The sequence below is a fragment of the Arthrobacter sp. Y3223065 genome, from assembly GCF_059090885.1.
Genome location: NZ_JBNHGC010000002.1, coordinates 14,335 through 28,515, shown reverse-complemented (window position 1 = coordinate 28,515; position 14,181 = coordinate 14,335). Strand labels below are relative to the sequence as shown.

Here is a 14,181-nt window from a genome sequence, read left to right as displayed (position 1 = left end):
GTCCCGAACAGGAGCAAAGCATGCACCAACAACAGGAACCCACCGGGAACGTCCGCCTGATCGCGACGGTGAGCGGCCGTGTCCAGGGAGTGGGCTTCCGGTACTGGGCACGGGAACGCGCCGAACGCCTGGGACTGGTGGGCTCGGCCGTGAACCAGGCAGACGGCACCGTAGGTGTGGTGGCAGAGGGCCCCCTGGATGCAGTGAGGCAGTTCGCGGCTGCGTTTGAGTCCGGCGCGGCGCCGGGGCGGGTGGACGCGGTCGAAGCGACGTACGCCCCGCCGACGGGCGGCTTCACCGGCTTTGAAGTGGGCTGATTTCCCACCGGCCCGGAGGCGTGCCGGGGATCTTCCGCCGCTGGTCGTGGTGTGACGTTTAAGTCGAGCCGGCCCCGCGGCATGTTCACGCGGGACCGGCTCTTGGGGGTTCGCCGGCCCGGCAAAAAAGTGGGGGTCCGAACCGGCTAATGCTGGAATTATGCCACTGGCCGCCCGTTGAATATCAGCGATGTAATTTATGTTACGAGATCACGTAACACTTCCTCATCACGGTCTTTGATCACGGGCGGAGCGCGTTTCCGGTTACCGAAGGATCAAGAAATGCATGCCGGGGCCGCGGGCCGTAACGGTTTTGGCGTTATCGCGAAGGTGCCGGGTCCCTTCGCGGAAAACGCCCCTATTCTGAGTGCATCTGTCACCCCCCTGAAAGGCGGTGTGCCATGCGCAAGCTCCCCACATGGCTGTCCGTAATCCTGCTGGTTCTCGGTCTGGGACTGGTGGCGCCCGGCCCCGCCACGGCAGCGCCCTACTGCGGCATTACCTGGGGCTCAACGCCGGAGTCGGCGCCGGGGACCACCACCGCCCCCATAACGAACGTCCGCACCGGCCGGCACGCCTGCTTCGACCGCATGGTCGTTGACCTTCGCGGCGATGTGGCCGGCTACTCGGTGAGGTACGGGACGGTGCGGGCCCAAGGCTCCGGCCATGCGATCCCCTTGCGCGGCGGCGCCGATCTGGCGGTGGTCGTGAAAGCTCCGGCGTACGACTCCAACGGGCACGCCACCTACCGGCCAGCCAACCCGAGGGAACTGGTTAACGTCACCGGCTACACCACGTTCCGCCAGCTCTCCTGGGGCGGCAGTTTCGAGGGGTACACCACCATCGGCCTCGGCGTCCGCGCCCGCTTGCCGTTCCGGGTCTTCACCCTGGATGGCCCGGGCAGCATGTCCCGGTTGGTGATTGACGTGGCCCACCGCTGGTAGCCCTGAAGCGCTACAGGCAGGCCGGTGTCCGGCCCCGGCCCTCCGCTGACGACGGCGGTGCCCGCGTTCGGTGCATTCACGCACCTCGGGCGGGCACCGCCGTCGTTGTGTATTGCCTAGCCGGCAGCGGCTTCCAGGAACGCCTCGGCCAGCGGGCCGGCGGTTTCGGAGCCGAGCTCGCCGTCCTCCACGAACACCGCAATGGCCAGGTCCCCGTGGCCGGCGATGACCCAGGAGTGGGTCTGCGGCGGGTCCTGCGAGCCGTACTCTGCGGTGCCGGTCTTGCCAATGGCGGGTTTTCCGGGCAGGTCGGCCAAGTTCGTCAGGTAGCCGTCCACCACTGCCGAGCGCATCATGGTGCGCAACTGCTTGGCCTCCTCGGCGGTCAGCTCCGGTGCCTCCGGGAGCTCGGCCTTGGGGTCGTGCCCGTCCACCAGCGTGGGCACGACCGATCCGCCTTCCACCACGGCGGCCATTAACGTGGCCAGCGCCAGCGGGGACGTCTGCACCCGTGACTGGCCGATCAGCGAGGCCGCGTGCGCGGTCCCCTTGGTATCCTCGCGCGGCACGTGGCCCATGAAGGCCTCGATGCCGGGGTTTGCCTTCATGCCTATGCCCAGGGCGCCGGCGGCGTCCGCCAGCTGGTCCTGGGAGAGTTCTTGGTGCTCGGCGATGAACGCCGTGTTGCAGGAGTGGGCGATGGCCTCGGTCAAGGTGATCTCGCCGGTGAACGCCGCGGGATAGCTGTCCGCGTTCTCGAAGCTGCGGCCGTCCACCACGAGTTCCGGATCACAGGTGACGGCGGAGTCGGGTGTCATGCCGTTGCGCAGCAGGCCCAGTGCGGTGGCGATCTTAAAGGCGGAACCCGGGGCATACTGGCCCAGGAACGCCGTGTTGTAGCCTTCGCTGTCCGGTCCGTTCGCGGCCGCCAGGACGGCACCGGTCGACGGCCGCAGCGCGACGATCGAACTCGGCGAGTCGATGTCGGCCAGGATGTCTTCGGCCGCCGACTGCAGGTCCGGCACCAGCGTGGTTTTCACGTCCTCGCCGCCAACCGGATCTTGGCGGAACAGCTGGCGGGACGGAGCTTCGCCGCCTTCTTCGGCAGGCTGCCCGACCGCGGAGACCGTGACCCCCGGCGTGCCGGAGAGCTCGGTGTTGAAGGCTGCCTGCAAGCCGGACGAGCCGACGGTCTCGCCCGCCACCACCGTGCCTTTGGACTTCTCGATGTCCTCAGCCGTGGCCTCCCGCACCGATCCCAACACCGGCGCGGCGAACGTGCGGCTGGGCGCCAACGGGATCTGGTCATCCACCGACAGGAAACCGTCGATGTCCTTCAGCTTCTTCTGGTCCAGGTCGTCGAAGGCGTCCTCGCGCAGCGTGATGGCATCCACGAAAGCCTTCGGCCCGTAGGCGGCAACCTTTTCCACGTAACCGGCGGCGTCGATGTCCACCAGCTTGGCCAGCTCCCGCGCGGAGTCCTCGACGGCCGATTTGTCCAGGCCTGTCTTGTCGATGCCGACGATTTTGACCGGACGGTTCTTGACGATCGCCTTCCCCTCGGCGTCGAGGATCTGGCCGCGCTGCGGCTCCTCGGTAGACAGCACCAGCCGCTCGCCCTCGGCAAGCGAGGGCTCCAGGATTTGGGGCGTCCACCGGACCTGCCAGGCGTCCTCGGCGTAGTGCAGGTCCGCCCTCGTGGTGTAGCTCCAGCCCTGCTCCGCATCCGGCACCGGCCAGTCATAGGAAAGGGTGGCCCGGAAGAGGTTGGATTCGACCTCTTCGACGCCGGTCACGGTGACGTCGGGCTCCCACGGGCCCATGCCCTCGGTCAGCCCGGCCAGTTGTTCCTGCACCTGGGCGCCGGTGGCATCGGCGAAGGGTACCTTCGACACGTCGTTGGCCGCCAGCGCTTCCGCCAGCGCCTGGGCGGTCGGATCCGGCGACTCCCGCTCCGGAGCGCAGGCAGCCACCGCTACCGTCAGCAGCAGGGCCATGATGAGTGCAAGTGCGCGCCGAAGCAATTCTTCTCCCGGATCCGAGGGTGTCCTGTTAGAACCTATAAGCGGCCAGCAGCGATGTCGAGCCGGGCGGCGCGGGCCGGATGGTGCTTGAATGGGTTCGTCGGGACGTCGGCCCTGGAGCCGGCAAACAGGACAGTAAGGACACCATGACCGCATCCGCTCCCCCAGGTTCCCGCCGTGCCGCGGTGATCTGGAACCCGTCCAAAAAGTTCAACTTTGACCTGGTGGCGCTGGTCGAGGGCCTGTGCGCCGAAACCGGCTGGCAGCCGCCGCTCTGGCTCGAGACCACGCTCGAGGATCCGGGCGCCGGCCAGGCACACCAGGCGATGGAAGCAGGGGTCGACCTGGTGATCGCCGCCGGTGGCGACGGGACGGTGCGCCGGGTGGCCGGCCGCCTGGCGGCAACGGACATGCCGCTGGGCGTGATCCCTTTGGGCACCGGCAACCTGCTGGCCCGCAACCTGGACCTGCCTGTTGACGACCCGGAGACCGCTGCCGGCATCGCCCTGGCCGGCCGGGACCGGCGGATCGACGTCGTCCGGGCCACCGTGGACAAATCGGGCGGCGATTCCGTGTTCCTGGTCATGGCCGGTCTCGGCTTTGACGCTGCCGTCATCGGCGGCACCGACGACGGCCTCAAGGACCGTATTGGGTGGCTGGCGTACGTGGAAGCCGGCCTGCGCAACCTTCCGGGCAAGCCGGTCCGTGCCACGCTCACCATAGACGGCGGGAAGCCCATGACCTTGCGAATGCGCAGCGTGATGGGCGGCAACTGCGGCAAGATCCAGGGCGGATTCGAGATGTTCCCCGGCGCGCAGCTCGACGACGGCCTGCTGGACATCATGACCATCTCCCCGCGCGGCCGGCTGGGCTGGCTCGGCGTGCTGGCCGGGCTCGCCAAACGCGGCCGGAGCGTGGATCCCTCGGTTGACTACTATCAGTGCAAGCACGTGGAGATCCACGCCGGCAGGCCCCAGGAGATGCAGCTGGACGGCGACCATATCGGCATGGGTTCCCGTTTGATGATGCGCGTCGATCCCGGCGCACTCGTGGTGCGGGTGGCTGCGGAATAGAAGCATAACGACGCCGGTGCACGCTTCGGGGGTGCGGCTGCTCACATTGCCGACACAGTTCGGAACATATCTTGAGGTGCCCGTTGTTGTACGTGCTAGCGTTCAGCGTTTGCCGGTCACCCGCCGGTTGGCTTTTCGTCCCACACCACAAGGGGTTTTCCACCATGATTCGTCGTCGTTTGTCCGTCCTCGGTGCCGCCGCAGCAGCCGCTTTGGTGCTGGCCGGCTGCAGCACGTCCTCGCCGTCGGAGTCGGAGCCGGCGACCTCTGCCGCCGCGACCACGCTGCAGGAGATCCAGGACGCAGGCGTGATCACCGTGGGGACCGAGGGGACCTACCGTCCGTTCAGCTTCCACGAGAACGGCACCGGCGACCTGACCGGTTACGACGTCGAGATCGTCACCGCGGTGGCGGAAAAGCTCGGCGTCGACGTCCAGTTTGAAGAGACCCAGTGGGACGCCATCTTCGCAGGGCTGGAGGCGGGGCGTTTCGACGTGATCGCCAACCAGGTTTCGATCAACGAAGACCGCCTGGCCACCTACGACTTCTCGGATCCGTACACGGTCAGCACCGGCGTCGTCGTCGTGAAGTCGGACAACAACGACATTTCCTCGCTGGCGGATCTGGAGGGCAAAACCTCCGCCCAGTCGCTGACCAGCAACTTCTACAAACTGGCCAAGTCCGCCGGCGCCAAAGTTGAGGCCGTGGAGGGCTGGGCGCAGGCGGTTTCGCTGCTGGAGCAGGGCCGCGTGGACGCCACCGTCAACGACAAGCTGACCTACCTGGATTACCAGGCCACCAACAACAACCAGAACATCAAGGTAGCCGCCGAAACGGACGAGGAGACGCAGAGCGCCTTCGCCTTCCAGAAGGGCAGCGACGACCTGGTGGAGGCCTTTAACACGGCGCTGGAGGAGCTGCGCGCCGACGGCACGCTGGCGGAGATCTCCGAGAAGTACTTCGGCGCGGACGTCACCAAGTAGAGGGGTCTGGGTCTAAAGGGAGACGCTAACGTAACCGTATGGACATCGACTGGGAGCTCGTCGGCAATTCGCTCTGGCCTATCGTCCAGGGCGGGCTGACCGGCACCATCCCCCTCACTCTGGCCAGTTTCGCCATCGGCCTGGCGCTGGCGCTTGTCGTTGCCCTCATGCGGTTGAGCCGCAACCGGCTCCTGTCCGGCATTGCCCGCGCCTACGTGTCGGTGATCCGCGGCACCCCGCTGCTGGTCCAGCTGTTTGTGATCTTCTACGGCCTCCCGTCGATCGGCGTGGTGCTCGACCCGTGGCCGAGCGCGATCATCGCGTTCTCCCTGAACGTGGGCGGTTATGCGGCCGAAATCATCCGCGCCGCGATCCTGTCCGTTCCCAAGGGTCAGTGGGAAGCCGGCCACACCATCGGCATGGCCGGCACCACCACCCTGCGCAGGATCATCCTGCCGCAGGCTGCGCGCGTGTCGGTACCGCCGCTGTCCAATACCTTCATCTCGCTGGTCAAGGACACGTCCCTCGCCTCGCTGATCCTGGTGACCGAGGCGTTCCGTGCGGCGCAGGAGATTGCGGCGTTCAGCCAGGAGTTCATGCTGCTCTACATAGAGGCCGCGGTTGTCTACTGGGTGTTCTGCCTGGTCCTGTCAGCCGGGCAGTCCCGACTGGAGAAGAGGTTGGAACGCTATGTCGCCCACTGACGTCCCTGCCGCCCCCGCGCCGCAGCCCGGCGCCGCAGCCGGGCCCGTGCTCTCCGTGGAGGGGCTGCGCAAGTCCTTCGGCAGCAACCAGGTGCTCAAGTCCATCGACCTGTCCGTCCAGACGGGCGGGGTGCTGGCCCTGATCGGACCCTCCGGATCGGGCAAAACCACCGTGCTGCGGTGCCTGAACGGCTTGGAAACCCCCGACGGCGGCAGGGTCGCCTTTTCCGGCGGCCCAGCCGTGGACTTCGGTTCGCCGGTGAACCGGAAACAGATTGCCGCCCTGCGTGACCGCAGCGCCATGGTGTTCCAGCACTACAACCTGTTTCCGCACATGACCGTGCTGCAGAACATCATCGAGGGCCCGGTCCAGGTCCAGAAGCGGCCCAAGGCCGAAGCCGTGCGCGAGGCCAGGTCGTTGCTGGACCGCGTCGGGCTGTCCGGCAAGGAAGACCAGTACCCGCATCAGCTCTCCGGCGGGCAGCAGCAGCGGGTCGGCATTGTCCGGGCCCTGGCGCTCAAACCCTCGCTGCTGTTGTTCGACGAACCCACGTCGGCGCTGGATCCCGAGCTGGTGGGCGATGTGCTGCACGTCATCAAGGAACTGGCCGACGAAGGCTGGACCATGGCCCTGGTGACCCACGAGCTGGCCTTCGCCCGTGAGGTGGCCAGCGAAGTGGTGTTCATGGACGGCGGCGTGGTGGTGGAACGCGGGCACCCCGAACAGGTGCTGCGCGAACCGAAGGAAGAGCGCACCCGGCAGTTCGTCCACCGGCTGCTGAACCCGTTCTAACGCCACGCCCCATCCAAAATTCATCTGATGTCCATTGGGATGGCAGAATGTAAACTTCCATGCACCGTTCCGCATGGCAGGCTCGTTCCGGCCGGAAGCTTCCAACCCGCGTTTTCTCCTCTGCGGAAACCTCCGGCCACGAAAGGCAGAACCATGGCCACTTCCTTGGCTACCAAGTCCTTGACGGCACAGACGGCTTCCGAGGCGCACGATCTTCTCAATGCCGCGGTCGAAGAGTTGCAAGAGATCGCGGCCCTCGACGGCGACTGCGGCATCTTGGTCACGCGCACCGGCCCCGGACAGTTCACCGTGGAGTTGAGCGACGACGTGCCCTACGGCATCACCCAGGAATCCCATCTGTACTAAGCCGCTGGCGGGCCGGCCTTGTTTTGTGACGCCGGCAGGACCTCCGAAATGAAGCAACGGCCGGCCCCGGTGGGATAATTTCGCCCATGGCTCCAGCAATTGCGTACCAAGGTGAACCCGGCTCGAACTCCCATATGGCCTGCCTGGAAGTGCGCCCCGGTTGGGAAGCGGTGCCCTGTGCCAGCTTCGAGGACGCCTTCGCCGCCGTCACGGGCGGCGAGGCGGAACTGGCCATGATTCCCATCGACAATTCGATCGCCGGCCGGGTGGCGGACATCCACGCGCTGTTGCCCAAGACCACCCTGCAGATCGTCGAAGAGTTTTTCCTGCCCATCCGCTTCAGCCTGCTGGGCATACGCGGGGCCACGGTGGAGCAGGCCCGCGAAGTGCACAGCCACATCCACGCGCTGGGCCAGTGCCGTAAACTCATCCGCCGGCTCGGCCTGATTCCGGTGATCGCCGGCGACACCGCCGGCTCCGCACGCGAGGTCGCGGAGTGGAACGACCCGACCAAGGTCTCGCTGGCGCCGCCGATGGCCGCCGAGCTCTACGGCCTGGAAGTGTTCGCGGAAAAGGTCGAAGACGATCCGACGAACACCACCCGGTTCGTGGTGCTGGCCGACCGCCGGCCGGTCCCGTCCCGCGAGGAGCTGCCCGGTCCGGCCGTGACCAGCTTCGTCTTCCGGGTGCGGAACGTGCCGTCGGCGCTGTACAAGGCGCTGGGCGGATTCGCCACCAACGGCATCAACATGACCCGGCTGGAGAGCTACATGGTGGGCGGCGAGTTTGCCGCCACCATGTTCATGGTGGACGTCGAAGGCCACCCGGACGACCAGGCCATGGTCCACGCCTTCGAGGAACTGGACTTCTTCACCACGGAGATCCGCCTTCTGGGCGTCTATCCGGCGCATCCGTTCCGCCAACAGACCGTGCGCCCGGACGGCGTCGCCCGGTAGCAGTGGGGCAACAGCCGTCGGGCAGCCTCGAGTAAACCGCGGCATTTGACGAACTGTTACCGGCGTTTGACCCAGGCCCTTCCCCGCTCTTAGCGTGGAGACGAATCAAGAGCGCCAACTACACAGCCCTGGCTGGTTGGCCGGCAACCCTCTACCGTAGCGGGGTGCTCCAGGTGATGATTCGGCCCGCCGGGTATGTCGGCAGGCAAGTACGCGTATCCTCCCGCAGCAGCTCGGCAGCAGCGGATGCGCCCAAGCCCCAAGGACGCCATGTCGCTACACAATGACCTGACACCAAACACGTTGCGCTCCGCCTTCGGCCGCTTCCCCTCAGGAATCGCGGCGCTATGCGCGATCGTCGACGGCGAGCCCCAGGGCATCGTCGCCTCCTCGTTCACCGTCGGCGTCTCCCTCGAGCCGCCGCTGGTGATGTTCGCCGTGCAAAACACCTCCCGGACCTGGCCGGTGGTCCGCCGGGCCGACCGGATCGGCGTCTCGGTGCTCGGCACCGGGCACGACGGCGTCTGCCGCCAGATCGCGTCCAAGAACGGTGACCGCTTTGCCGGCCTCGGCCTGCACGGCACAGACGACGGCGCGCTGTTCCTGCACGACGCGGCGCTGTGGCTGGACTGCTCGGTGCACCAGGAGGTCCCGGCCGGGGACCACCACGTCGTGCTGCTGCAGGTGCACGGCCTGTCCACGCACGACGGCACCCACGAGCCCCTGGTCTTCCACGATTCCGGGTTCCGCCGGCTGGAACAGCCGGCCTTCGTCTAGGACGAACGTTACCGCGACGGCGGCAGCGGCCAGCTAGGGCAGAGGCCTGCCTCGGGCAGCCACCCACAGGGAGTACCACTCCTGGCGGGTCATCGCCGTTCCGACCGCCTCCGCCTGGGCACAGGCCCGGATCCGGTCCGGGCTGCTGGTACCGACGACCGGCCGGATGCCTGAGGGATGCCGCAGCAGCCAGCCCAGCACCACGGCTTCCGGCGGGCAGCCCTTGTCCCGGGCAAGTTCCGTGACCAGGGCAGTGGCCGAATGATCCGCCGGGAGTGAGGCGTCCGCCCGTGAGGAAGCATCCGTTGTCGCAGCCCCCTCTGCCGCCCGGACGTGATTCTGCGCGATCCCGTCGGCGGGCGTTCCCGCGCCGGCCGCCGCCCCGGCCAGGCCTGCCGCACGCCCGCTGTAGCGGCCCTGGGCCAGCGCGCCCCAGGCCTGCAGTTCCACCCCGTTGGCGGCGCAGTATTCCAAGGTGCCGTGCGGGAAGTTGGTGCCCGTCCCGTCCGGGTGGTTCACCAGCACGCCGGACTCCAGCCAGTCGCGTCGGTACAGGCTCATTTCCAGCTGGTTTACCGCCAGCGGCTCATCCAGCGCCGACTGCAGCCAGCGCATCTGGTCGCCGGACATGTTCGAGACACCAAGACGGCGGACCTTCCCGGCCATCCGGAGCTCGTTGAACGCCGCGGCGATCTCTTCGGCCGGCGCCAGCGGATCCGGCCGGTGGATCAGCAGCGTGTCCAGGTGATCGGTGTGCAGCCGGCGCAGGCTTTCGTCGGTGCGGGCCAGGATGGCTTCGCGCGAGGAGTCGTATTGCCCGACCAGGCCGGGTATCGGCAGCCGGATACCGTATTTGCCCTGCAACCTGATCGAATCGCGCAGCTCGGGACGTTCCGCCAGCACCCGCCCGAACGCAGCCTCGGCCTTGCCGTGGGCGTAGATGTCGGCGTGGTCGAACGTCGTGATCCCTGCCTCCAGTGCCGCAGCGACGGCCGCGTGCGCGGCCGCAACGTCAGCCGCTTCCAGCGGCCCGCTCCCCCAGCCGCCGCCCAAACCCATGCACCCGAAAATGAGCCGGGATCCGGCGTCGTCCATTGGTAGTTCCCCCTTCGCTGGGCAGGTTCCCAGCGTACGACGGCGGTGCCCCGGAAGCAGCGGGAGGGTGCCGCCACACGTTGCCCGTGCCCCAGGAGCATTCCGATCTGGACGAAGCAACGGCGCCTACCAATGCGCCGTACCCACCCCGAACCGCCTTGCGAGGCTGTCTCCTACGAGGGATGCGCGGTGCCGATGACCTGATCGTTTCGTTCCAAATTGTTTAATGTGCTCCTTCGGGTTAGGTTAGCCTCACCTTTTTACACGCGGCCTCGCCGCTTCCTCCAGGAGTACCTTTTATGCACCGACCCAAGCTTCTTGCTGGCTGCGTCGCCTTCGCCGTGCCCATGTTGGCCATCTCCGGCTGCGGCGTATTGGGAATAGGTAAAGCGCCCGCCGATCTGCAGATCTATTCCGCGCGGCACTATGACCTGGAGGGGGCTTTCGCCCAGTTCACCGATGAAACCGGAATCTCCGTTGAGTTCATCACCGGTGACGACGCGGAGCTGCTTGAGCGGGTTAAGGCTGAGGGAAGCGATACCCCGGCTGACGTGTTCATGACCGTGGACGCCGGAAACCTCTGGAATGCAGCGCGTCAGGACGTGCTGGCGCCGATCCGCTCGGAAAAGCTGGAGGAGGCGGTCCCGAAGGACCTGCGCGACCCCGAGGGGCAGTGGTTCGGACTGGCCATGAGAGCCAGAACCATCACCTACAACCCGGAAAATGTCGATCCCTCGGAATTTGACGCGCAGGACAGCTACGCGGGCTTGGCCGATCCACAGTGGAAGGGCCGGCTCTGCATGCGCGATGCGACCTCGTCCTACACCCAGTCCCTGGTCGCCAGCCTCATCGATCTTCACGGGCGGGCCAAGGCCCTGGAAATCGTCCAGGGTTGGGTGGCCAACGACGTGGAGATCATGAGCAACGACGTCCTCCTGCTCGAAGCCATCGACGCCGGGGCCTGCGACGTGGGAATCAACAACCACTACTACCTGGCCCGCACCCTGGAGAAGGACCCCGATCTGTCCGTCGACCTGTTCTGGGCCAGCCAGGAGGGGGCGGGCGCGCACGTAAACATTTCCGGTGCCGGGGTCGTGGCTGATTCAGATAATGCGGCGGAGGCCCAGCGGCTCATTGAGTGGCTGGCCACCACGGGACAGAACGCGTTCGTGGACGCCAACCACGAGTTTCCCGTCAACCCGTCGGTCAAACCTGAGCCGGTGATAGCTGCCTTCGGAGACTTCAACCGCATGCCGTTGAACGCCGAAGCCTACGGTGATCTCAACGCCGAGGCTACCGCGGTACTTGCCGAGGCCGGCTACAAGTGAGTGAATCAGCCGTTCTGGCTGATGCAGGGGTTCCCGGACAGCACCGGCGCCCTTTGACCGGACACGGCCGCCGGCTGTGGTCGGCGGTCGTGTTGGTCACTGCGGCGCTGGTGGCTACGCCCGTCGTCGCCGTGGTCCTGGACGGACTGGGGGGCCTGACCAACGGCACCCTGCCGCGCGACCTGGGCGGGATGGTCCTGACCACCCTTTTGCTGATGGCAGGAGTCGGGGCGGGCACGCTGCTGATCGGCGGGGGGCTGGCGTGGCTGGTCACCGCCTACGATTTTCCGCTCCGAAACGTGCTTCTGTGGGCCCTGGTGCTGCCGCTGGCCATGCCTGCCTACATCCTGGGCTTTGTGTTCCTCTCCACCTTCGACGTCGGCGGCCCGGTGCAAGAGATGCTGCGGGCAGTACTCGGCCCGGGTGCATGGCTGCCCCAGGTGCGGTCCCTGCCCGGGGCCGTCATTGTCATGTCCCTGACTCTCTACCCGTACGTCTACCTCCTGGCGCGGGCCGCGCTCGTTGAACAGAGCGCGGCCACATACGATGCCGCCCGCACCCTGGGTGCCAGCCGCACCCGCACGTTTTGGCGGGTGCTGGCGCCGATGGCCAGGCCATCGCTTGCCGCCGCCCTGGCACTGGTGATGATGGAAACCCTGACGGACTTTGCAACCGTTCAGTACTTCAATGTGCAGACCGTGTCCGTGGGCGTCTACCTTGTCTGGAAGGGCAGCTTCGACTTCCATGCGGCCACCCAACTCTCGGTGTTGGTGCTGCTGTTCGCAGTCGCGGTGCTTGCCGGGGAACGCCTGCTTCGGGGACGCTCGCGTTTCCACCAGAAAGGCGGACGGGGCGAGGGCCTGCAGGCCCGGCGGCTCACCGGCTGGGCCGGATGGCTGGCGGCGCTCGGGGGCTTGGGCGTGCTGGGGGCCGGCTTCATCCTTCCGGTTGCCCAACTGCTCGTATGGGCCGCCGGGGAGACCCTCGGCCGTGCCGGGCCCTTGCTGGACCCCCGGTTCCTGGAGTACCTGTTGAACAGCATGGCCGTCGCCGCGATCGCCGCACTGCTGTGCGCCGCACTGGCCCTTACCATCGGGCACAGTTTGCGCCTCGGCGGAGGTGCCGTGGTGGCCGGGGCCGCGCAGGTGACTACGTTCGGCTACGCGGTCCCCGGTGCGGTGATCGGAATCGGCGTGCTGATCGCGTTCGCACGGTTCGATGAGATGCTCGAGTGGGCCGGTGTTCCAGGTGGCACGGGGCTGCTGGTTACCGGTTCGGTGGCGGGCATCCTCTTCGCTTATGTAGTGCGTTTCCTGGCGCCCGCCCATCAGGCGGTAGACGCGAGCTTCTCCAAAATCCCGCCCGCGTTGACTTCCTCTGCGATGAGTCTTGGAGCCACGCCGACAAGGCTATTGGCCCGCGTGCATCTGCCCCTGGCCCGCCGGGGCGCAGCTGTAGCGATGGTCCTGGTGGCAATCGACGCTGTTAAGGAGCTGCCCATCGTGCTTCTCTTGCGGCCGTTCGGGTTCACCACGGTTTCTGTTTGGGTATACGAGCTGGCCCGGGAGAACTTCTGGGAGAAGGCTGCGCTGCCCGCACTGGGTATTGTTGCGGTGGCCGTTATCCCGGTCTATTTGCTGTTTCGCCGGACAGCCGGCTTCCGGACGGGGGCGGTGGGCCATGACCGGTGATCCAAGGAACAAGCCGCGCACCCCGGCCTTGGAACTCAGCGGCGTAGGCCGGCGCTACGGCTCCGTCGCAGCAGCCGCGGGGCTCGACCTTCGGGTTGGCGCCGGGGAGCTGGTGACCGTTGTCGGCCCATCGGGATGCGGAAAGTCGACCATGCTCAGGCTCATCGCCGGACTGGAGCGTCCCGACACCGGAACGATCAGCATCGCAGGCGAGATCGTCGCGGACCGCCGACGGTTCCAGGAACCGGAACGCCGCCGGGTGGGGCTGGTGTTCCAAGACCATGCTCTGTTCCCGAACCTGACCGTGCAGAAGAACGTCGCCTTCGGACTGGGCCGGTTGCCTGCTGTGGAACGGCAGAAGCGGGTCGCCGAGGTGCTTGAACTGGTGCACCTTGGCCATTTGGCCGCCCGCTATCCGCACGAGTTGTCCGGAGGAGAACAGCAGCGGGTCTCGCTGGCCCGTGCTCTGGCCCCCCGCCCCGCCGTCGTCCTGCTGGACGAACCGTTCTCCAGCCTGGATGAGACTCTTCGAGGGCGGGTACGAACGGATATTGTCGCGGTGCTTCAGGAGACCGGAACCACGGGACTGCTGGTGACCCACGACCAGACAGAAGCACTTTCGGTAGGCAACAGGGTAGTGGTCATGCGGGACGGGGCCATTGAACAGATCGACACACCGGAGAACGTCTTCGAACAGCCGGCCACACGCTTTGTGGCCTCCTTCATGGGCGACGCGGATTTTCTTCCCGCGAATGTCCACGACGGGTTGCTCACCTGCGAAATCGGGGTTGTCTCCACGGTGCCGGGGTGGGCGAACTGCGATGTAGACGTTGACGTGGTGCTGCGGCCGCATGAAGTGGCGCTCTCGCCGGACCCTGGCGCGCAGGCCAAGGTGGTCTCCCTGGAGTACAGGGGAGCTTTTGTGCTCCACCACATCCGCCTGCCCTCCGGCCGCATGCTGCGGTCCTGGCAGCCGCACCAGGTGCGCTATGGGCCAGGCACCCCCGTCAGCGTGACCGTCACAGCCGGGACCTCACCGACCCTGTTGGTTGGCGACGAGGCCGTCACCGCGCCGCCCCCTGGTACTGCCGGTACCGTCCCGATAGCCACCACATCGAGGTAATTCCCTT

Annotated in this window: 14 protein-coding genes and 1 riboswitch; of the genes, 12 read left to right on the top strand and 2 right to left on the bottom strand. The window is 66.8% G+C overall.

Annotated features, from left to right (window positions below; genetic code table 11):
• The first annotated feature begins 20 nt into the window (after positions 1–20).
• On the top strand, positions 21–317 hold the full coding sequence (locus AC5RUK_RS05005; RefSeq protein ID WP_493989700.1) for an acylphosphatase: 297 nt from the start codon (positions 21–23) through the stop codon (positions 315–317).
• A gap of 401 nt (positions 318–718) precedes the next feature.
• On the top strand, positions 719–1,261 hold the full coding sequence (locus AC5RUK_RS05000) for an AMIN-like domain-containing (lipo)protein (protein ID WP_494151557.1): 543 nt from the start codon (positions 719–721) through the stop codon (positions 1,259–1,261).
• A 116-nt stretch (positions 1,262–1,377) separates the two neighbouring features.
• Here AC5RUK_RS05000 and AC5RUK_RS04995 read toward each other — a convergent pair whose 3' ends face one another.
• Entirely contained in the window at positions 1,378–3,258 is a 1,881-nt protein-coding gene (locus AC5RUK_RS04995) for a penicillin-binding transpeptidase domain-containing protein (RefSeq protein ID WP_494151556.1), read from the bottom strand.
• A gap of 173 nt (positions 3,259–3,431) precedes the next feature.
• Between AC5RUK_RS04995 and AC5RUK_RS04990 the strand changes: the two genes are divergently transcribed.
• The 7 genes from AC5RUK_RS04990 (at position 3,432) to AC5RUK_RS04960 (ending at position 8,937) form a co-directional block, all read left to right on the top strand.
• Complete coding sequence (locus AC5RUK_RS04990) at positions 3,432–4,358, top strand: diacylglycerol/lipid kinase family protein (RefSeq protein ID WP_493989703.1); 927 nt, start codon at positions 3,432–3,434, stop codon at positions 4,356–4,358.
• A gap of 164 nt (positions 4,359–4,522) precedes the next feature.
• Positions 4,523–5,341 (top strand): amino acid ABC transporter substrate-binding protein, encoded by an 819-nt coding sequence (locus AC5RUK_RS04985; RefSeq protein WP_493989704.1) that lies wholly within the window; start codon positions 4,523–4,525, stop codon positions 5,339–5,341.
• 44 nt (positions 5,342–5,385) lie between these two features.
• Entirely contained in the window at positions 5,386–6,045 is a 660-nt protein-coding gene (locus AC5RUK_RS04980; RefSeq protein WP_493989953.1) for an amino acid ABC transporter permease, read from the top strand.
• Positions 6,032–6,838 (top strand): amino acid ABC transporter ATP-binding protein, encoded by an 807-nt coding sequence (locus AC5RUK_RS04975; protein ID WP_493989705.1) that lies wholly within the window; start codon positions 6,032–6,034, stop codon positions 6,836–6,838. The genes AC5RUK_RS04980 and AC5RUK_RS04975 overlap by 14 nt, the downstream gene beginning before the upstream one ends.
• Before the next feature lie 153 nt (positions 6,839–6,991).
• Positions 6,992–7,204 (top strand): hypothetical protein, encoded by a 213-nt coding sequence (locus tag AC5RUK_RS04970; RefSeq protein ID WP_493989706.1) that lies wholly within the window; start codon positions 6,992–6,994, stop codon positions 7,202–7,204.
• A gap of 86 nt (positions 7,205–7,290) precedes the next feature.
• Entirely contained in the window at positions 7,291–8,160 is an 870-nt protein-coding gene (locus tag AC5RUK_RS04965) for a prephenate dehydratase (protein WP_494107419.1), read from the top strand.
• A gap of 103 nt (positions 8,161–8,263) precedes the next feature.
• Positions 8,264–8,378: riboswitch (SAM riboswitch) on the top strand.
• A 52-nt stretch (positions 8,379–8,430) separates the two neighbouring features.
• Complete coding sequence (locus tag AC5RUK_RS04960; RefSeq protein WP_494107418.1) at positions 8,431–8,937, top strand: flavin reductase family protein; 507 nt, start codon at positions 8,431–8,433, stop codon at positions 8,935–8,937.
• A 33-nt stretch (positions 8,938–8,970) separates the two neighbouring features.
• Here the strand turns inward: AC5RUK_RS04960 and AC5RUK_RS04955 are convergent, their stop codons facing one another.
• Positions 8,971–10,032, bottom strand: a complete 1,062-nt coding sequence (locus AC5RUK_RS04955) for an aldo/keto reductase (RefSeq protein ID WP_494151555.1) — start codon at positions 10,030–10,032, stop codon at positions 8,971–8,973.
• A gap of 299 nt (positions 10,033–10,331) precedes the next feature.
• On the opposite strand from AC5RUK_RS04955, the gene AC5RUK_RS04950 reads away from it, so the two are divergent.
• The 3 genes from AC5RUK_RS04950 to AC5RUK_RS04940 are packed head-to-tail and all read left to right on the top strand — an operon-like array spanning position 10,332 to position 14,174.
• Positions 10,332–11,360 (top strand): extracellular solute-binding protein, encoded by a 1,029-nt coding sequence (locus AC5RUK_RS04950; RefSeq protein ID WP_494151554.1) that lies wholly within the window; start codon positions 10,332–10,334, stop codon positions 11,358–11,360.
• Complete coding sequence (locus AC5RUK_RS04945) at positions 11,357–13,051, top strand: ABC transporter permease (RefSeq protein ID WP_494151553.1); 1,695 nt, start codon at positions 11,357–11,359, stop codon at positions 13,049–13,051. Before AC5RUK_RS04950 ends, AC5RUK_RS04945 begins: the two co-directional genes overlap by 4 nt.
• Positions 13,041–14,174: an ABC transporter ATP-binding protein gene (locus AC5RUK_RS04940; RefSeq protein WP_494151552.1), complete on the top strand. Its 1,134-nt coding sequence runs from the start codon at positions 13,041–13,043 to the stop codon at positions 14,172–14,174. Before AC5RUK_RS04945 ends, AC5RUK_RS04940 begins: the two co-directional genes overlap by 11 nt.
• Positions 14,175–14,181: the final 7 nt, after the last annotated feature.